The sequence below is a fragment of the Acidihalobacter sp. genome, from assembly GCF_037381185.1.
In the GTDB taxonomy this organism is placed as follows: Bacteria; Pseudomonadota; Gammaproteobacteria; order DSM-5130; family Acidihalobacteraceae; genus Acidihalobacter_A.
The window spans coordinates 17,170-34,849 of sequence record NZ_JARRQY010000061.1 but is presented as its reverse complement, the minus strand read 5'-3'; the positions used below and the strand labels follow the sequence as shown (position 1 = coordinate 34,849).

The 17,680-nt window shown below is 63.7% G+C and carries 16 protein-coding genes and 1 pseudogene; 11 read left to right on the top strand and 6 right to left on the bottom strand.

Features of this window, described 5'->3' with window-relative positions:
- Positions 1 to 1,165 (top strand): glycoside hydrolase family 15 protein (locus tag P8014_RS17460; RefSeq protein WP_337818603.1); only part of this gene is annotated, 1,165 nt, incomplete at its 5' end.
- Positions 1,166 to 1,356: 191 nt separating this feature from the next.
- Positions 1,357 to 3,279: a methyl-accepting chemotaxis protein gene (locus P8014_RS17455; protein ID WP_337818602.1), complete on the top strand. Its 1,923-nt coding sequence runs from the start codon at positions 1,357 to 1,359 to the stop codon at positions 3,277 to 3,279.
- A gap of 21 nt (positions 3,280 to 3,300) precedes the next feature.
- On the opposite strand, the gene P8014_RS17450 is transcribed toward P8014_RS17455, so the two are convergent.
- Positions 3,301 to 4,491 (bottom strand): HD-GYP domain-containing protein, encoded by a 1,191-nt coding sequence (locus P8014_RS17450; protein ID WP_337818601.1) that lies wholly within the window; start codon positions 4,489 to 4,491, stop codon positions 3,301 to 3,303.
- 284 nt (positions 4,492 to 4,775) lie between these two features.
- On the opposite strand from P8014_RS17450, the pseudogene ilvD reads away from it, so the two are divergent.
- The 4 genes and pseudogenes from ilvD (at position 4,776) to P8014_RS17430 (ending at position 7,990) form a co-directional block, all read left to right on the top strand.
- A pseudogene (ilvD, locus tag P8014_RS17445) lies at positions 4,776 to 6,480 on the top strand (dihydroxy-acid dehydratase).
- A gap of 18 nt (positions 6,481 to 6,498) precedes the next feature.
- A complete protein-coding gene (locus tag P8014_RS17440) occupies positions 6,499 to 7,137 on the top strand; it encodes a LysE family translocator (RefSeq protein WP_337818600.1) in 639 nt (212 codons plus the stop codon).
- Positions 7,138 to 7,244: 107 nt separating this feature from the next.
- The gene (locus P8014_RS17435; protein WP_337818599.1) at positions 7,245 to 7,424 is read left to right on the top strand and encodes a hypothetical protein; all 180 of its coding nucleotides are present in this window, start codon (positions 7,245 to 7,247) and stop codon (positions 7,422 to 7,424) included.
- A 251-nt stretch (positions 7,425 to 7,675) separates the two neighbouring features.
- Positions 7,676 to 7,990 carry a hypothetical protein gene (locus P8014_RS17430; RefSeq protein WP_337818598.1) on the top strand — a complete coding sequence of 105 codons (315 nt, stop codon included), beginning with the start codon at positions 7,676 to 7,678 and terminating at the stop codon, positions 7,988 to 7,990.
- Between the two features lie 127 nt (positions 7,991 to 8,117).
- Here the strand turns inward: P8014_RS17430 and P8014_RS17425 are convergent, their stop codons facing one another.
- On the bottom strand, positions 8,118 to 8,696 hold the full coding sequence (locus tag P8014_RS17425; protein ID WP_337818597.1) for a CBS domain-containing protein: 579 nt from the start codon (positions 8,694 to 8,696) through the stop codon (positions 8,118 to 8,120).
- 116 nt (positions 8,697 to 8,812) lie between these two features.
- Here P8014_RS17425 and P8014_RS17420 point away from each other — a divergent pair, with 116 nt between their 5' ends.
- Positions 8,813 to 10,702: an ATP-binding cassette domain-containing protein gene (locus P8014_RS17420; protein ID WP_337818596.1), complete on the top strand. Its 1,890-nt coding sequence runs from the start codon at positions 8,813 to 8,815 to the stop codon at positions 10,700 to 10,702.
- Between the two features lie 147 nt (positions 10,703 to 10,849).
- On the opposite strand, the gene P8014_RS17415 is transcribed toward P8014_RS17420, so the two are convergent.
- Positions 10,850 to 11,062: a hypothetical protein gene (locus tag P8014_RS17415; RefSeq protein ID WP_337818595.1), complete on the bottom strand. Its 213-nt coding sequence runs from the start codon at positions 11,060 to 11,062 to the stop codon at positions 10,850 to 10,852.
- Positions 11,063 to 11,237: 175 nt separating this feature from the next.
- On the opposite strand from P8014_RS17415, the gene P8014_RS17410 reads away from it, so the two are divergent.
- Positions 11,238 to 12,437: a DEAD/DEAH box helicase gene (locus P8014_RS17410; protein WP_337818594.1), complete on the top strand. Its 1,200-nt coding sequence runs from the start codon at positions 11,238 to 11,240 to the stop codon at positions 12,435 to 12,437.
- A 577-nt stretch (positions 12,438 to 13,014) separates the two neighbouring features.
- Here the strand turns inward: P8014_RS17410 and P8014_RS17405 are convergent.
- From P8014_RS17405 to P8014_RS17395, 3 genes are all read right to left on the bottom strand, one after another.
- Positions 13,015 to 13,773 (bottom strand): SDR family oxidoreductase, encoded by a 759-nt coding sequence (locus P8014_RS17405; protein WP_337818593.1) that lies wholly within the window; start codon positions 13,771 to 13,773, stop codon positions 13,015 to 13,017.
- Positions 13,774 to 13,828: 55 nt separating this feature from the next.
- Positions 13,829 to 14,539 carry a SprT family zinc-dependent metalloprotease gene (locus P8014_RS17400; RefSeq protein ID WP_337818592.1) on the bottom strand — a complete coding sequence of 237 codons (711 nt, stop codon included), beginning with the start codon at positions 14,537 to 14,539 and terminating at the stop codon, positions 13,829 to 13,831.
- Between the two features lie 106 nt (positions 14,540 to 14,645).
- On the bottom strand, positions 14,646 to 14,855 hold the full coding sequence (locus P8014_RS17395; protein WP_337818591.1) for a cold-shock protein: 210 nt from the start codon (positions 14,853 to 14,855) through the stop codon (positions 14,646 to 14,648).
- A gap of 193 nt (positions 14,856 to 15,048) precedes the next feature.
- On the opposite strand from P8014_RS17395, the gene hemG reads away from it, so the two are divergent.
- From hemG to P8014_RS17380, 3 genes are read left to right on the top strand one after another with little or no spacing between them, the layout of a single operon-like run.
- Entirely contained in the window at positions 15,049 to 16,398 is a 1,350-nt protein-coding gene (gene hemG / locus P8014_RS17390; RefSeq protein ID WP_337818590.1) for a protoporphyrinogen oxidase, read from the top strand.
- The gene (locus tag P8014_RS17385) at positions 16,395 to 17,108 is read left to right on the top strand and encodes a cupin domain-containing protein (RefSeq protein WP_337818589.1); all 714 of its coding nucleotides are present in this window, start codon (positions 16,395 to 16,397) and stop codon (positions 17,106 to 17,108) included. The genes hemG and P8014_RS17385 overlap by 4 nt, the downstream gene beginning before the upstream one ends.
- A complete protein-coding gene (locus tag P8014_RS17380) occupies positions 17,105 to 17,668 on the top strand; it encodes a DUF2058 family protein (protein WP_337818588.1) in 564 nt (187 codons plus the stop codon). The genes P8014_RS17385 and P8014_RS17380 overlap by 4 nt, the downstream gene beginning before the upstream one ends.
- Positions 17,669 to 17,680 lie beyond the last annotated feature (12 nt).

The window sequence follows — 17,680 nt, the reverse complement described above, 5'->3', positions numbered from 1 at the left end:
GCTGGGCGAGATGCCGGTGGCGGACATGGTGGCGGGTGCTCTGCGTTTCATGCTGGCGGAAGGGCCGAGCACCGGTCAGGACCGCTGGGAGGAGGACCCCGGCGTCAACACCTTCACGCTCGCCATCGTCATCGCCGCGCTGGTCGAGGGCGCGCGGTTCGTGCCGCAGCCGGCGGCCGATCTGGCGCTGATGGTGGCCGACTACTGGAATGCCAGCATCGAGGACTGGTGCTGGGCGAGCGATACGCCGCTGGCCCGCGAGTTGGGCGTGTCCGGCTATTACCTGCGGGCGGCGCCGGCGAACGTACTGGTCTGCGACGGCGCCAAGGCCGAGCATCTGTTCATCAAGAATCGCGCACACGATTACGATCGTCCCGCCAACCAGCAGATTTCGACCGATTTCCTGCAACTGGTGCGCTACGGGCTGCGCGATCCGCACGATCCTCACGTCGCTGCCAGCGTCGAAGTGGTGGACAGGCTGCTGCGCAGGCAGACGCCGAACGGGCCGGTCTGGCATCGCTACAACGGCGACGGCTACGGCGAGCACAGCGACGGACGTCCCTTCGACGGTACCGGGCGCGGTCGGGGCTGGCCGCTGCTGACCGGCGAACGCGGGCATTACGCGCTGCTTGCCGGTGAGGACGCGGGAGACTACGTGCGCGCAATGGCCGCGATGACCGGCCGCGGCGGTTTGTTGCCGGAGCAGGTCTGGGACGCTGCGCCCATGCCGGAGCGCGGTCTGTTCCCCGGCCGGCCTACCGGGGCGGCGATGCCGCTGGTGTGGGCGCACAGCGAGTTCGTCAAGCTGTGCCTGAGCGTGCAGCAAGGTAGCCCCGTCGATGCGCCGCCGGGCGTGCGGGAACGCTACGCCGGGCGCATCCCGGAACTCGACTACGTGTTGTGGCGTTTCCGTCAGCGGCCGCGCCGTCTGCGCGCGGGGCAGGAGCTGCGGCTTCTGCTGCGTGCGCCGGCCATGGTGCACTGGGGGGTGAACGGCTGGCAGAACGTGCGCGATACGCAGACCGAGGACTGGATGCTCGGGCATCTGGCGCGTGTGCCGACACGCGATCTCGCCGCCGGAACGCGCATCGACTTCACCCTGCGCTGGCGCGCAGATGACCGTTGGCAGGGCGAGAACTTCTCTATCGAAGTGGTTCCTGCCTGAAGATCCGCCGTTCGGCTTGGGTGCTTGCGCACGCTGGCGTGTAGGGCTGGGGCCGGCATGCTACAAAACCTTTCTAAAGCCGTGGTGTTTTGTGCCGATACTATTATCGAGTAGGGGGATGAGCGGATGACGGCTCTTTCCCCGGCGGCACCTTGCGCGGGTGCCCGGACCTTGAGAGAGAGGGCGAGGATATGTTCAAGCGTTTTGCCAATCTGCGTATCGGTGTGCGTATCGGAGCGAGCGTCGTTCTCGTGATTGTCGTGCTCATGGCGATCGTCATCCCGATTTCGCTGGGTGTGTTGCAGGGATTGGCGCGGGAGTCGCAGCACCGCCAGCTGGAAACGCTCTACGACATGCTGGTGTTCTCGATTCAGGCCAAGGCTCAGGAAGCCGTCGTGCTCAGCAAGGCCATGGCCGACATGCCGCCCGTTGCGCAGGCACTGGCCGAAGGCAATCGCTCGGCGCTCGAAGCGCTGACCATGCCGATCTATCAGCAGTTTTCCAAACAGTACGCGGTGCGCCAATTCCAGTTCCACGTCCCGCCCGCGACCTCCTTTCTGCGCTTGCACAAGCCGCAGAAATTCGGCGACGACCTGTCCTCCTTCCGCAAGCTCGTCGTCGACGCCAATGCGAACGACAAGGCGTATTCGGGGCTGGAGCGCGGCATTGCGGGGCTGTCCATCCGCGGCATCGCACCGATTGCCTACGACGGCAAGCACGTGGGATCGGTCGAATTCGGCTTTTCCTTCGGCAAACCGTTCTTCGGTGAGTTCAAGCAGGTCTACCATGCGGACGCCGGTCTGTACGTACCTGCTGCCAATGGCGGTATGAGCGTCTATGCCAGCACGCTGGGCGATGCCAAGGTGCTGAATGCCAAAGAGTTTGCGGCCGCGATGAAGGGGCAGGTCGTTTATCTGACCGATCAGGTCGATGGTAAGACCCTGGGCATCTATGCGCGCACGGTCAAGGACGTCAGTGGTCAGCCGTTGGGCGTGCTGGTGCTCGGCCTCGATCTGCATTACTTCGTCGCCGCCGAACAGGCCGCGATACGCAATATTCTGCTGGCGGCGGTGGGCGGTCTGGTGGTTGCGCTGCTGCTGGCGTTTCTGATCGCGCGCAGCATCACCCGCCCGCTCGGGCGCGCCGTCGAGCGCATGACCGATATTGCCGAAGGCGAAGGCGATCTCACCCAGCGCCTGCCGAATGAGGGCTCCGATGAAGTGGCCGAACTGGCGCAGCGTTTCAACGTCTTCGTCGGCAAGGTTCACGACGTGATCAAACACATCAGCAGCACCTCCGCGCAGCTTGCGGCGGCGGCGGAGGAACTCAGTGCCTCCAGCTCGCAAACCAACGAGCACATGGCGCGCAGTCGCGGCGAGGCCGAACAATTGGCTACGGCCATGACTGAAATGGCTTCCACGGTAGGCGAGGTGGCGAAGAACGCGGCCGAAGCGGCGCAGAACGCCACGACGGCCGATTCCGAAGCGTCCTCGGGGAGTCAGGTGGTGGCCGATGCGGTGCGCGCCATAGAAGACCTGGCGGCCGAGATCGAGCGCGGCGCCACCGTCATCCATGAACTGGAGACGGAGAGTATCGGGATCGGCAAGGTGCTTGACGTGATCCGCGCGATTTCCGAACAGACCAACCTGCTGGCGCTCAACGCGGCCATCGAGGCGGCGCGAGCCGGCGAGCACGGGCGCGGCTTTGCCGTTGTCGCCGACGAGGTGCGCACGCTGGCCAGCCGCACCCATGAGTCCACCCAGGAAATTCAGGGTATGATCGAGCGCCTGCAGAGTGGTGCCCAGAGCGCGGTGGAGGTGATGCAGGCGAGCCGCGAACGCGCCAGCAACAGCGTGGAGACGGCATCGCGCGCCGGCTCGTCGCTCGAGTCCATCACGCGTGCCGTGACCGTCATCAACGACATGAATCTGCACATCGCCAGTGCCACCGAGGAGCAGGGCGCAGTGGCCGAGGAGATCGACCGGAACGTGACCGCCATCGCACAGGGGATCGAGGATACGTCCGGCGGTTCGGAACAGGTGGCGACGGCGGCTCAGGAGTTGGCGCGGCTGGCCAGTGATCTGGAAGACAAGGTGTCTTCGTTCAAGGTTTGAACACTGGTGCGGCAGGGTGGCTCAATGCCACAGTTTTTCCAGATTCTTGAAGTCCCAGCGGTGCGGGTCTTCGCGGCCGGCGATGCGGTCGTTCACGAAGTTCTTGGACAGGTCGAGGATCTGCATCGGGATGGCGGCGTTCGACTTGGTGGAGAAGAAAACGCGCAGGACGGGTTTGGTCAGATTGCCGGGAGTTTGTTCGATCACCACGCCCAGGCGCCCCGACTCCAGCCTGACCAGGCTGCTCAGCGGATAGATGCCGACGGATTTGATGAAGGTATGGAAGATCTGCGGATCGAAATGCCCTTCCCATTTCGCCATGCGCACCAATGACTCGGAGGCGTCCCAAGCGTCCTTGTAGGGGCGGTTGGAGGTGATCGCGTCGTAGACGTCGCAGATCGCACCCATGCGGGCGTAGAGGCCGATCTGCTCGTGCTGCAGGTGGTGCGGGTAGCCGCTGCCGTCAATCTTTTCGTGGTGGTGCAGGCAGACGTCGAGCGTTCCTTCCGACTGCATGCCGCTCTTGATCAGGATCTCGTAGCCGCGCTCCGGATGCGATTTCATCACCGCGAATTCCTCGTCGGTGAGCTTGCTCGGCTTGTTCAGCACGTCTTCCGGTATGGCCATTTTGCCGACGTCGTGCAGCAGGCCGGCCAAGCCCGTCTCGCGCGTCTGCGCGTCGTTCAGCCCAATCTGCCTGGTCAGTGCCACCATCAGCGCGCATACCGAAACGGAATGCACATAGGTGTATTCGTCCCGGGTCTTGAGTCTCGCGAGGCTGATCAGGGCTGCCGAGTTGCGCGCCACCGACTCGCTGATTTCCTCCACGACGGGTAGGCATGACTCCACGTCGACGGCTTTGCCAAGGCGGGCCTCGTTGAAAAGGTTCGTCACTGCTTGTTTGGAACGACTGAGGATCTTCTTCGCGCGGTGTGTTTCCTCCGCGGCGCTGCACTTTGCCGGTACGCGCTCGGGAGGTGGGAGTGGAGGAGGCGCCTGCTCGGGGGACGCCGCTTCGGCGCTGGCGACATCCAGGCCTTTTTGGATGTCGATCCAGACCCCGGGAATACCGCTGTCGCGCAGGGTCTTCAGATCTCCAGGCTGATCCAGCAGAAATTTCGTTTTCCAGAACGGATGGGACAGCCAGTCGCCCTCGAAGGATTGGATGAACATTCCAAGCCTCACCTGATCGAGAGAGATTTTCTTGAGCAAGTTGACCTGCCTCTGCTGCGCGTCGCTCGGCAACCGGTGACGATGTCACATGGGTTGGAGGCCTTGGGCCTGTTCGTAATGGGCTCCGGCGCATCTTCACGGCAATCCCCGAGCGTTCGCCGAATCCCGTCTGGAAAAGATAACGCGTAGTCTGGCCGGACGGAAGCCGTACGGCATTGCGGATAACTGCAGCCGGTTGCAGCGCGGTGAACACTTGCCCGAGGGGCCGCTGTTCGGTCTAAACTGGCCGTCTTTCCGTCGCAGATATCAGACAGAGGCCGAACATGCCGCAGTATCGTTCCCGCACCACCACACATGGTCGCAATATGGCGGGCGCCCGCGCCCTGTGGCGCGCCACAGGGATGAAGGACGCCGACTTCGACAAGCCTATCGTCGCCGTGGCGAACTCCTTCACGCAGTTCGTGCCCGGACATGTGCATCTCAAGGACATGGGGCAGTTGGTCGCGCGCGAGATCGAGAAGGCCGGTGGTGTGGCCAAGGAGTTCAACACCATCGCCGTGGACGACGGCATCGCCATGGGTCATGGCGGCATGCTCTATTCGCTGCCCTCGCGCGACCTGATCGCCGATTCCGTGGAGTACATGGTCAACGCACACTGCGCCGATGCGCTGGTGTGTATCTCCAACTGCGACAAGATCACTCCCGGCATGCTGATGGCGGCGATGCGCCTGAACATTCCCACCGTGTTCGTCTCCGGCGGGCCGATGGAGGCCGGCAAGGTCATCGCCAAGACGCCGGGGGCGGAGAAGGTTGTTCACCTCGATCTGATCGACGCCATGGTGGTCGCCGCCGATAGCAAGAACAGCGACGAAAAGGTCGGGGAATACGAGCGTTCCGCCTGTCCCACCTGCGGTTCCTGCTCGGGCATGTTCACCGCCAATTCCATGAATTGTTTGACCGAGGCGCTGGGTTTGTCCCTGCCGGGCAACGGCTCGCTGCTGGCCACGCATGCCGAGCGCGAGAAGCTGTTCCTGGAGGCCGGGCGGGTGATCGTGGGTCTGGCCAAGCGCTATTACGAGCAGGACGACGTCAGCGTGCTGCCTCGCTCGATAGCCAGTTTCGACGCCTTCGAGAACGCCATGAGCCTGGATATCGCCATGGGCGGTTCGACCAATACCGTGCTGCACTTGCTGGCCGCTGCTCAGGAGGCGGGGGTCGACTTCGACATGCAGGATATCGATCGCCTGTCGCGCCGTGTGCCAAATCTGTGCAAGGTCGCTCCTTCCAGTCAGTACCACATGGAAGACGTGCAACGCGGCCCCCGGTGGCGTGCCGAGCCAGGTCGCCTTCAGTCAGGATTCGCGTTGGAAGGACCTCGATCTGGATCGCGAGAACGGCTGTATCCGCGACATCGAGCACGCCTATTCCAAGGACGGGGGGCTGGCGGTGCTCTACGGCAATCTCGCCGAGGACGGCTGCATCGTCAAAACCGCCGGCGTGGATCAGAGCATCCTCGTCTTCACGGGGGCAGTGCGCATCTTCGAGTCGCAGGACGCCGCGGTCGAGGGCATCCTCAACGACCAGGTCAAGGAAGGCGACGTGGTGCTGATCCGCTACGAGGGCCCGAAGGGTGGTCCGGGCATGCAGGAAATGCTCTATCCGACCAGCTACCTGAAGTCCAAGGGGCTGGGCAAGGCCTGCGCGCTGATCACCGACGGGCGATTCTCTGGCGGTACCTCGGGGCTGTCCATCGGTCACGTTTCGCCGGAGGCCGCCGAGGGTGGCAACATCGGTCTGGTCGAGGAAGGCGACACCATCGCCATCGACATTCCGCACCGCAGCATCCGGGTCGAGGTGAGCGACGAGGAACTGGCTGCACGTCGTGCGCGGATGGAAGCGCGCGGCAGCGACGCCTGGAAGCCGATCGGCCGCGAACGTCCGGTCAGCGCCGCGCTGCGAGCCTATGCTGCGATGACGACTTCCGCAGCGAAGGGCGCGGTGCGCGACGTCAGTCAGGTGGAGCGCTGAGCGTAGGGCCTGTTGACGATGGATTCGGCATCCTATTGGCTGATGTTTTTCTCTGCTGCATTGGCGATCAATATCTCGCCGGGGCCGGATCTGATCTATGTCCTGTCCCGAACGGTTGCCGAGGGTCGCAAGGTGGGGTTCGCCTCGCTGCTCGGCATCTGGACGGGAGCGCTGGTGCATGTGTCGGCGGCGGCGCTGGGACTTTCGGCCATCCTCGCCACGTCTGAAATCGCCTTCGCCGCGGTGAAATATGTCGGCGCCGCGTATCTGATCTACTTGGGGATAAAGGCGCTGCGGGCGAAAACGCCGGTGCTGGAGGCGATGCCGGCGGCGCGGCGGACGACACCTTGGATGGCCTACCGCCAGGGCGTTTCGGTGGATATTCTCAACCCCAAGGCAGCCATCTTTTTCCTCGCCTTCCTGCCGCAGTTCGTGCGCCCCGAGTTGGGACACGTGCCGGCGCAGATCATGCTGCTCGGGTTGCTGGTGATCGCGCTGGCCGTCGTGGTGGAATCCTCGGCCATGCTGATGGCCGCGTGCCTTACCAAGGCGCTGCGCGGCAACGTGCGCATCTCGGCCTGGTTGCAGCGCATCTTCGGTTCGGTGCTGATCGGGCTCGGCGTGCGTCTGGCGCTGATCGGACGGGCTCAGGCCTGATGCGCGCGTATCGTTTGCGAGGGTTGCCAGAGGGTCAAAGACCTGTAGCACTGTGAGCGGGGCTTCCACGTCGATCCTGCGTCTGCCGGACGGGCGGCGTCTTGCCTATGTCCAACGGCGATCCCGGCGGGCGGGCGCTGATCTATAATCACGGCCTGCTGTCGTTGCGTTTTGAAGCCGTTTTTGCAGATGGCGTCGCGCGTCGGCTCGGGCTGCGGCTGATCGCCGTCGACCGGCCCGGCTGCGGCGGATCCGATCCCCTTCCGGGCCGCGAGCTGTTGGATTGACCGTGGGACGTCGGGGTACTTGCTGCGACGTTGCGCCTGCCGCATTTCCATGTGTTCGGTGTATCCGGAGGCGGTCCCTATGCGCTGGCCTGCGCCAACGAGTTGGCCGGCACTCTTTTGTTCGAGTTCGCCGCCAAACATCCCTGCGTCGCGCGCGTCGCACTTGCTCCGCTGACGCTCTGGCTGCGGTATCCGCCGATTGCGTTCGCCGAACGCATGATGGCTGCGCCAGTCCGGCGGATCGCTCGGCGTTGCGCGAGCCTGCGATACGGGCGGGTTTCGCCAAGGCGTTGCGTGAAGGTGCGCGCCAGGGCGTGGGTGGTGCTCTGACGGATGTCGGGCTCTATGGGCGCGACTGGGGCTTCCGCCCGGAAGATGTCGCCGCGTCCGCGCAGCTATGGCAAGGCGAGAACGACCATACGGTGCCGCCGAACATGGTGCGACACCTGGCCGATCGGCTAGCGTACTGCACCGCGCGTTTTCTGCCCGGCGAGGGGCATTTCTCGTTGCCCGTCCGGCACGCCGGGAACATCTGGGCGACGCTAGCCGCTACGGAAGGTGTCTGAACCTGCGCTTTAGCGTCGCGCTGGCCCTGGATCTTCGAGGAGCATGCCGAGCCGGTCGCGAGATTGCGTATCCGACTCGGATCAGGCCGAGCAAGCGCGGGGCCGCGCAATAGTGTGAACAGACCCCCTAGCTGGACATTTCGTGTTCCAGTTCCACCAGGTTGTGCGTGGCCCGGGTCGGTTCGAGGTGTACGCCAAGCTGGCGTTCGATCTGGGCCATGGAAAATATTCCCCGGATGCATTGGCCGCGGTCGCTGGGCTCGATGACCAGCGCGTGTTGGCGCGCCGCATCGCGCAGGGTATTGACGATCTCCTGTACGTCCGCATGGGTCACGTCGCGATAGGTCAGGACCTGCACGTTGCGCGCCGGGGTCATGACGTGTTCCACGCGCAGCTTGTCGTGCCCGATGCCCAGTTCGCTGGCCATCTGTAACGGCCGCGGACCGAGCAGGTCGTTGGCGGTCAGAATACCGACCACGTGCTGCTGACCATCGGTGACCAGCAGCATGCGTACGCCGTTGTGGATCATGTGTTCGTGAACGTTGTTCAGGCCGGTCTGCGGTTGCGTGGTGACGGCCCTGACCCATGTCAGATCGGTCATGACCTTGAGCGCGGGGCTGCTTAGCTCGACGGTTTCGATCTGTTCGTACTGAGGGCGTACGACGCAGGCGGCTGGCGGTAGCGGGACGAAGTTCAGTCGTTTCATTTGGGAAAATCTCCTTGTACATGGTGGAAATGCACGCGTAGTCCTTTGGGCGCGGGCCGCGAGCTGTTTGTTATGATGGCGCCCCCCCTGTATCGGGCCCAAATTCGAGACGTCTCATGTCTTTGCTGCAAATGCGCGGAATCACCCTCACCATCAGCGGTGCACCTCTGCTGGATGGTGTCGGCTTGTCCGTCGAAGCCGGCGAGCGCTTGTGCCTGGTGGGGCGCAATGGTGCTGGCAAGTCCACGCTATTGCGCTTGCTGGCCGGCGAGCTGCAGGCCGATGATGGTGAGTTCCTCCGGCGAGGCGAATTGCGTATTGCCTATCTTCGACAGGAAATTCCCGATGAGGTTCACGGACCGGTGTACGACGTGGTCGCCGCCGGCCTCGGCGAACTCGGGGCGCTCTGTGCCGAGTACCACCGACTGAGCGAAGCCTTGGCCGGTGCGCCTGATGCCGGCGTGCTGAGCCGTCTGGAGGATGTGCAGCATCGTCTCGAGGCGCGCGACGGCTGGAGCCTGGGACAGCGGGTGGATAACGTGCTGTCGCGGCTGGAGTTGAACGGCGCAGTGCGCTTCGAGGAATTGTCCGGTGGGTTGAAGCGCCGCGTGCTGTTGGGCCGCGCGCTGGTCACCGAACCCGAGCTGCTGCTCTTGGACGAGCCCACAAACCATCTTGATATCGAGGCCATCGAGTGGCTGGAGACGTTCCTGCGCGAATTCCCCGGCAGCTCGATCTTCGTCACTCACGATCGCGCGTTTGCCGCGGCGCTGGCCACGGCCGTGCTGGATCTGGATCGCGGGCGTCTTACACGCTATGACTGTGGCTATCAGGCCTATGTACAGCGCAAGTCGGCTGATCTCGAGTCGGAAGCCTCGCAGACCGCCGAATTCAACCGCCGGCTCGCGCAGGAGGAGGCCTGGATCCGCCGCGGGCTGGAAGCCCGGCGTACGCGCAACGAGGGTCGCGTGCGCGTGCTCAAGGCGATGCGCGAACAGCAGCGCGAGCGCCGCGAACGTGCTGGCACCGTACGCATGGAGGTGGAGACGGGCGGTGCTTCCGGGCATCTGGTGGTCGAGGCGGAGCGCGTGAACGTGAGTCTTGGCGGTAGGCCGGTCGTGCGCGATTTGAATCTCGCCCTGCTGCGCGGCGACAAGCTTGGCATCATCGGGCCGAACGGCGCCGGCAAGACGACCGTGCTGCGCCTGCTGACGGGCGATCTGGCTCCGGGCAGCGGCAAACTGCGTCTGGGGACTCAGCTCAACATGGCGTATTTCGATCAGCAACGCGCGCAGCTCGATCCTGAAGAAACCGTGGCGGATTGCGTGGGGCAGGGGCGTACGCACATCAGCGTCAATGGCCGCGAGCAGCATATCATGGGGTATCTGCAGGATTTCCTGTTTACGCCGGAGCGCTCACGTACGCCTATTCGCGCACTGTCCGGCGGCGAACGCAATCGTCTGTTGCTGGCCAGGCTGTTCACCAAGCCGGCCAATTTGCTGGTGCTCGACGAGCCGACCAACGATCTGGACGTTGAGACATTGGAGCTGCTCGAGTCGCTGCTGGTCGACTATTCCGGCACGCTGATTCTGGTCAGCCATGATCGTGCCTTCCTCGATAACGTGGTGACCAGCACACTGGCCTTCGAGGGTGACGGACATTTTGTCGAATACGTCGGCGGCTATCAGGACTGGCTGCGTCAGCGGCCGCCTGTGGTTGCCGAGGCGTCGCGGCAGCCCGCCCCGCCGCGGCAGGCCACGCCGAAGCCTACGGCCAATGCCCGCAAACTGAGCTATAAGGAACAACGTGAGCTGGAATCCCTGCCGGAACGTATTGCCACGCTGGAAGCCGAGCAGGCTTCGCTACACGCGCAGTTGAGCGATCCGGCTGTATATCGCGATCAGCCGGAAACGGTACGCGAAACACAGGCGCGCCTGGCCGAGGTGGATGCTGAACTCGAGCAGGCTTTTGCGCGTTGGGAGGAATTGGAGGCGGTTACCTCTTGAAGTTTTCCCGGGGCGACCGCATAAGGTGAACATGCATGAGGTTTGACGGCGATTGCAAGCAGGCTTGGCGGCGAGTTGAATGTGCGAGTATAGTTGTCAACTCGCGCGCCCGTCAGACTGCGCGTTGGGGCATATCCCGACGTTTTCTTACAGTAATTTAGCCGCGTCCTGGGATTGACAGCAGCCTATCCGGCTCAAGGCCATCGACACGCCAGACATCCCTGTCCGCGGGATTCCCGCGAGCCTGATCTGCTGATTGCGGATGGTTGCTGCTGCGGCGATGCCAAGCAAAGTGGATACACGATACGACGCAAGCCCGATGTTTTCCGGCACTGCCGGGGTGCGCAATTCGACGTGCACCTACGGTTCCATGTGAAGCTGCATGACATTCAAATGGATGGAGAGCGGTCGTTGCCGGCCATGGCAAGCGGTTATTCGAGCTCCGCACCGATGCGTTGGTGCGGGCCCGGTCAAGTCACGCAGCAAGACGTGACATCGTTGGGTATGGCGACGTAGACGCCGGGCCGAATCGAGGATGGATGATTTGTCGGAAACCTTCGCGGAATTGAACGTGGCCGATACGCTTGCCGAAGCGGCGCAAGCGGTTGGCTTCTCTAAACCCACGGCACTGCAGCAACGCCTGTTACCGGTGATCCAGGGCGGAGCTGACGTGCTGTTACAGGCGCACGGCGGCAGTGCTCGGAGCCTCGCCTATCTACTGCCCATGATGCAGCGATTGCTTGAACGCGAACCGCAGGAAGGGCGCGGCCCACGCTCGCTGATCTTGTCACCCAGCCGTGATGCGGCGATGAAAGTGGGCCGTATGATCAAGGACCTTGGACGCGATAGTCCGCTGCGTTTCGGTACCGTGGTCGGTGGACGGCCTTATCCGATGCAGCATCAGCTGCTGCGCCGCCCACTGGACATACTCGTTGCTACGCCTTCCAGGTTGATGGATCATATACGCCGTGGTCGCGTGCCTTTCGAGCGACTGGAAATGCTGGTGATCGACCGGGTCGACGAGATGCTTGAGCAGGGGCTGAAGGACGATCTGGAATTCATCGCCGGGACTTCGACCGCGCAGTGCCAGACACTGTTGCTCGCCGAAAGTATCAATGCAGAGCTAGATGGTTTGTCCGAACGTTTGCAGCGTGAGCCCGAGCGGCTTGAATTGGAGGAACCGCCAAAGGCCGTCCAATTATCGTCCTCGACGGAGTCCGAGGCTCCGGTGGTCAAGTCCAACAAGCCCGCGGTGCCGCGCGGCGAGGGGCAGGGGCGAAGGCGTCCGCGCACCGGGCGCGATGACCAGGCGCGCAAGCCCCGTGGGCAGAAAAACACCGCTGCACCGCGCGGAGAGGTCAACGGCAACGTGGCGCCGAGCACTCAGAAGCCGAAGCCCAAGAGCAAGGTCAACAAGAATAAGCAGCAGGCGCAGGGCGGCAATAGCAAGACCGGTATACGTGGTCCAGGGCGCAGGTCCGGGGGGCAGCAGGGCCGGCGTAAGTCCGATGTGCGCTTTCCCAGCGATTACGCGAATGGTCCGCGCTCCGGGCACGGGCAGTCGCCTGCCGAAGCGGCCGAGCAGCACCGCGAGGTCAAGCGCCACGAGCCGATGCAGTATCTGGCCGATTATGGTTTTTCCTCAGGCCCGCGCACGCGCAAGCCGGTGACTGTCGTCTATCGGGGCAAGGGGCGTAAGTCGGCACGCCGCGAGGGGGGCGACGACGAAGGCTGAGCGCCTTCCTTCGCCGTCTTTTTCGATAGGCGTCTGGCCCGGTGGAACAGGGTGCGAATCAGCGTTTCCAGCATTGATCTTACTTGGGCGACGCGCTCGAGCCCTTTCTTTTGCATGCTCAAAGAAAGAGGCTGCGAAAGAAAGGCACCCGAAGGCCTTGTCCCTGACGGGCAATCTCGCGGACGTACGCCTGGACGGGGATGGCGGACAAGGATGTCAGTCAAGCGGCTCTTGGCCTGGATGGCCAAGAGCCGCGGGCCCCGATCAGGGGTACGTTCGCGAGATTGCCCGTCAGGGACAAGCGATCTCAGGGTGCGTTTCTTTCGCCGGTTTTTTTGCGCATTTCAAAGAAAAAATTGCCGGGAGCGATTTTTCGCGCCAGCCCTGAAGGGGTAAGGCGCAGGGATGCGCTGAACAAATCGGCTCGGGCGCGTCACCTCGATCAAGCGGATCCCATGCATCGAATTGCGCCCGAAACCGACTGCCCATGCCAGAAAATACGCCGCCTTGAATCACACAAACTCAAAACCACAACCGCTCATCCGCACCCACCATTCGGACGCAATTCGTACAGCGATTAGCTATCGCGACTAACGGTCAGCGCGCTCCAGCTCTGTGAGGTCGGCATGACCTCGACCGCGTTGATGTTCACATGCGCGGGCAACTGCGTGGTCCAGAACACGATTTCCGAGATGTCCTCGGGTGTCAACGGGTGGGCGCCCTCGTAGAGCTGGTCGGCCTTGTCCTGGTCTCCCTTGAAGCGCACCGCGGAGAATTCCGTCTCCGCCAGCCCGGGTTCGATATTCGTCACCCGCACGCCCTTGCCGGCCAGATCGGTACGCAGATTGCGTGAGAACTGCTGCACGAAGGCCTTGGTCGCGCCGTAGCAGTTGCCGCCGGGATAGGGCCAGTTGCCGGCGATGGAACCGATGTTGACGACATGTCCGCGGCGCCGTTGCACCATGCCCGGAAGCACTGCACGGGTCACGTAGAGCAGGCCCTTGATGTTGGTATCGATCATTTGGTTCCAATCGTCCAGGTTGGCCTCTTGCGACGCCTCCAGGCCCAGGGCCAGACCGGCGTTGTTGACCAGGATGTCGATTTCCGCGACCGCTGCCGGCAACTGCGCTACGGCATCTGCGACCGCTTCGGCATCCTGCACATCCAGAGTCATCGTGTGCACTGCCGTATGGGCCGAGAGTTCCTCCGCCAGTGCATCGAGGCGCTCCTTGCGTCGTCCGCTGGCGATGATCTGCCAGCCACCCTGCGCGAAGCGGCGCGCGGTTGCGGCGCCGAAGCCGGATGTCGCGCCGGTGATGAAAATTGTCTTGGACATAGACTTTCCTTGAAATGGTTACGGACGGGCGGAGTCGGCTCTGCGCTAGACGGCGTCAGGCTTCCTCCAGCCAGGCGGGCACCAACTGTACTGAGCCGCGCAACGCATCGCGGTGCGTGCGCCACTGCGGATCGTGACGTTCGACCAGCCGCCAGAACGCCGGTGAATGATCGAGATGGACGGTGTGTGCGAGTTCATGGATCAGCACATGCTGCACCAGCGTCTCGGGTAGAAACAGCAGCTTGGCGTTCAGGCTGATGTTGCGCCGGTTGGAGCAACTGCCCCAGCGTGTGCGTTGCATGCGCAGGCTGAGTCGATTGTAGGGCAGCGCCAGTCGTTTGCTGAGTTCGTCGAGACGAGGCTCGAGGGCGGCGCGTGCACGCTGCTTGAGCCAGCGGCGCAGAAGCTCGCGGCCGCTCTCTGGACGGGCCGAATCCAGGTGTAGGGTAAGGCGGTCCGGCGTCTCCTGCAATCGTGGAGCGGCGTGTGCTGTTACGATGCACTGCAGGGGCAGCGATTCGCCGGTCAGGCGAAGATGCAGGGTTTGCGGCACCGCGGCAGGCTCGACAGCTTCGAGTCTGGCGAGTTGGCGCTCTATCCATGCACGGCGGCTGTCGATGAAAGCTGCGGCCTGCGCCAGGCTGATGTGTGCCGGGCGAGTGACCGTCAGTCCGCTGCGGGCGGACACCGTGATGCGCAGATGGCGCGCACGGCGCGAAACACGAAAGCGGCAGCGGGCGAGCAGCGGATCGGTGTGGGTGGGCATGATTGAAGCGGCGGAGCCTGCCAAGGACGGCAAAGAAACCTATTCTAGCGTCAATGCGTGCAATGCGCCCGTAGTCGCACGCAGGCCCCACCGCGTACGACGAGGGCTATGCCTGCTGTGGGACCACGTTACTGGCCTGAGGGCCCTTGGGGCCCTGGATGACTTCGAACGCTACGTTCTGTCCTTCATCGAGTGAGCGAAAACCTTCGGCCTGAATGGAGGTGAAATGCACGAAAACGTCACTGCCCCCATCAGCGGGCGCGATGAATCCGTAACCTTTGGCGTCATTGAACCATTTCACGGTACCGGTAAGCATATGGCAATGCCCTCGAGCGAGTTGTGAATCGGCAGGTCTTTTCAAGGGGGCGACAGGGTGGTCACCGCCCCCAAATTCCTTTCGACCGTGCTTGCGGGCAATCCGTTCCCTGCGGCGTCGCCGTAAGGAGACGGGGTGGCGCAGGAGCGGCGAATGGGGTGCAATAGGCACCCAAGCAACCATTCGTTAGGTCATGAGCGATATTCTTGTTGTCGGCGCCGGCATCACCGGCCTTACCCTGGCCTGGGCTCTGCAAGAGCAGGGACATCGGGTCCGCGTGCTCGAAGCCCGCCCGGAGGCGGGAGGGAACATCCGTTCTCTGCACGCGGAGCGCTATCTGGTCGATCTCGGACCCAACTCGCTGCTCGATCGCGGCGGCGAAGGACTGACGCGCCTGATCGATGTGCTGAATCTGGAGGACAGAGTGGTGGTGGCGAATCCGGCCGCCAGCCGTCGCTACGTTAGCCGCGGTGGTCGCGTCCAGGCCTTGCCGGCGGGGCCGGGAAGTTTCATCCGTACGCCGCTGTTCAGTCTGCGGGCCAAGCTGCGGCTGCTCGGCGAACCGTGGCGCGGACGCGCCGAGGCGGACGAAAGCGTGGCCGATTTCGTCCGCCGCCGGCTCGGTCCGGAATTCCTCGACTGGGCGGTCGATCCGTTCATCTCCGGCGTGTATGCCGGTGATGCCCGGAAACTGTCGGTGCGTGCAGCCACCGCACGTATTTATGCGCTGGAAGCGGAGGCCGGTTCCCTCATTCGCGGCGCGCTGCGCCGTGCGCGCCAGGGCCGCGCGACGGGGCCGACGCCGCGTGGCCGACTGATCGGTTTTCGCGAAGGCTTGTGCGAATTGACCGATGCGCTTGCGGCGCGGCTTGACGGAGCGCTGTTCGTGGGGACTCCTGTCAATGGCTTGCGCCGCCTGGCCGGTAACTGGGTGGCGGATACCGCGCAGGGACCGGTGGAGGCCGAGCGCCTGGTGTTGGCGGTACCCGCGCACGCGGCGGCGGATCTGCTGGAGCCGTTCAAGCGCGAGTTGGCCGGCGAGTTGCGCGGTATCAGCTATCCGGGTGTGGTGAACGTCGCGCTGGGCTTCCCTCGTGAATCCGTCGGCCACGCTCTGGATGGTTTTGGCTTGCTGATCCCCAGCCGGGAAGGCTGCGAGACGCTTGGCGTGCTGTTCTCCTCGACTTTGTTTCCCGGCCGGGCGCCGGCCGGGCACGTGCTGCTGACCGCCTTCGTCGGCGGTGCGCGCAATTCCGACGCGCCTGCGCGCGACGACGCTTCACTGATCGCCGGGGTGGTCGAGGATCTCACGCCGCTGCTCGGTTTGAGCGGAGCCCCCGATTTCGCTCGCGTCACTCGCTGGCCACGTGCCATCCCGCAGTACAATCTAGGGCATCTGGAGCGCCTCGAGCGGATAGACGCTGCGCTGACCGAACTGCCGGGTCTGACCCTGGTCGGAAACTGGCGCGGCGGCATCGCCGTCGGCGATTGCATCAACAACGCTTTGGCGTTGGCCAAGCGAATGGAGGGCGATGACGAATGAACGAGGCAATGCCCGATCTTCACGCGGACCTCTCTCGCCGCGCAATGGTTGCTACTGCGCAGGAGGATTGGCAGCCGAGTCCCAGCGGTACGGTCTGGCGCAAGCCATTGTACCGCGAAGGCGGCGAGTTCGGTCCCGTAACCAGCGTGGTGCGCTACATGCCTGGTGGGGCGTTCCGCGAGCATCCGCATCCACAGGGCGAGGAGATTCTGGTGCTCAGTGGCGTGTTTTCGGACGACAGTGGCGATTTCCCCACCGGCAGCTGGCTGTTCAATCCGGAAGGGTTCAGCCATGCGCCGCACTCCACGCCGGGTTGCGACCTGTTGGTGCGTTTGCGCCAGTACCCGGGCGCGCAACGCGGGCGGCGGTTGATCGATACGGCGGCCGAACCCTGGCGTGCGGGACTGTTGCCGGGGCTGTGGCTGAAACCGCTTTACGTGGAAACGGGTTATCCGGAGTATGTATGTCTGTTGCGCTTGGAGCCCGGTACGGAATTGCCGGTGCAGCATTTCGAGGCCGGGGCGGAATACTTCGTGCTCGAAGGCAGTCTGTGCGACGATGCCGGCGAATATGTGGCCGGTTCCTGGCTGCGCCTGCCGGCCGGCGTGGAGCAGACTGTGCGCTCCAAGGCTGGTTGCATCGCTTATCTGCGCCTGGGTGAACGCTCGGGCGGCGTGTTCGAATCCCACCAGGAGAACGGGACAGCATGAGCAACGACCTGCGAGACCAGCTGCTGAGGGCCGGTCTGGTCACCGAGGATCAGGTGAAGGTGGCGGAGACGCGTCCGCAGCGCGCGCCCAAGACTTCGCAAAAGCCTGTCGGGAAGAAGGCGAAACCGAAGAAACCACGTTCGCCGCATGGCGCTAAAGAGGCCTCTTACCGTCCTCAGCGCCCGCGCAAGAAACCCGCTGCCCTGGCGCAGACGCCCAGTCCGACACCGCATCTGGACAAGGCACAGCGCGAGGTGGTGCGCACCTTTCTGCGCGAGAAGCGCCAGAACATTCCGGATGCGCCGCTGCCGTACAACTTTCAGGACGGACGCGCGGTCAAGAAGCTCTGGGTGAACGCCGAACAGCAGGCGGCGCTCGGTGCCGGCGAGCTGGTGATCGTATCGCGAAACGACCGGCACTATCTGATCGGCAAGGAGGACTCGGAGCATCTGCTTACGCTGGATCCCAAGGCGCTGATCATCCGTGCCGACGACGCACGCGGCGAAGAAGACGATCCGGCCTACAAGGATCATCCGATACCGGACGATCTGGTCTGGTAGTGCCGCCGGTCT

What these genes read in the sequence shown, in the direction of transcription:
- P8014_RS17455 (WP_337818602.1), top strand. Translation starts at nt 1,357, where the DNA reads ATGTTCAAGCGTTTTGCCAATCTGCGTATCGGTGTGCGTATCGGAGCG.
- P8014_RS17440 (WP_337818600.1), top strand. Translation starts at nt 6,499, where the DNA reads ATGGATTCGGCATCCTATTGGCTGATGTTTTTCTCTGCTGCATTGGCG.
- P8014_RS17435 (WP_337818599.1), top strand. Translation starts at nt 7,245, where the DNA reads ATGTCCAACGGCGATCCCGGCGGGCGGGCGCTGATCTATAATCACGGC.
- P8014_RS17425 (WP_337818597.1), bottom strand. Translation starts at nt 8,696, where the DNA reads ATGAAACGACTGAACTTCGTCCCGCTACCGCCAGCCGCCTGCGTCGTA.
- P8014_RS17420 (WP_337818596.1), top strand. Translation starts at nt 8,813, where the DNA reads ATGTCTTTGCTGCAAATGCGCGGAATCACCCTCACCATCAGCGGTGCA.
- P8014_RS17410 (WP_337818594.1), top strand. Translation starts at nt 11,238, where the DNA reads ATGGATGATTTGTCGGAAACCTTCGCGGAATTGAACGTGGCCGATACG.
- P8014_RS17405 (WP_337818593.1), bottom strand. Translation starts at nt 13,773, where the DNA reads ATGTCCAAGACAATTTTCATCACCGGCGCGACATCCGGCTTCGGCGCC.
- P8014_RS17400 (WP_337818592.1), bottom strand. Translation starts at nt 14,539, where the DNA reads ATGCCCACCCACACCGATCCGCTGCTCGCCCGCTGCCGCTTTCGTGTT.
- P8014_RS17395 (WP_337818591.1), bottom strand. Translation starts at nt 14,855, where the DNA reads ATGCTTACCGGTACCGTGAAATGGTTCAATGACGCCAAAGGTTACGGA.
- hemG (WP_337818590.1), top strand. Translation starts at nt 15,049, where the DNA reads ATGAGCGATATTCTTGTTGTCGGCGCCGGCATCACCGGCCTTACCCTG.
- P8014_RS17385 (WP_337818589.1), top strand. Translation starts at nt 16,395, where the DNA reads ATGAACGAGGCAATGCCCGATCTTCACGCGGACCTCTCTCGCCGCGCA.
- P8014_RS17380 (WP_337818588.1), top strand. Translation starts at nt 17,105, where the DNA reads ATGAGCAACGACCTGCGAGACCAGCTGCTGAGGGCCGGTCTGGTCACC.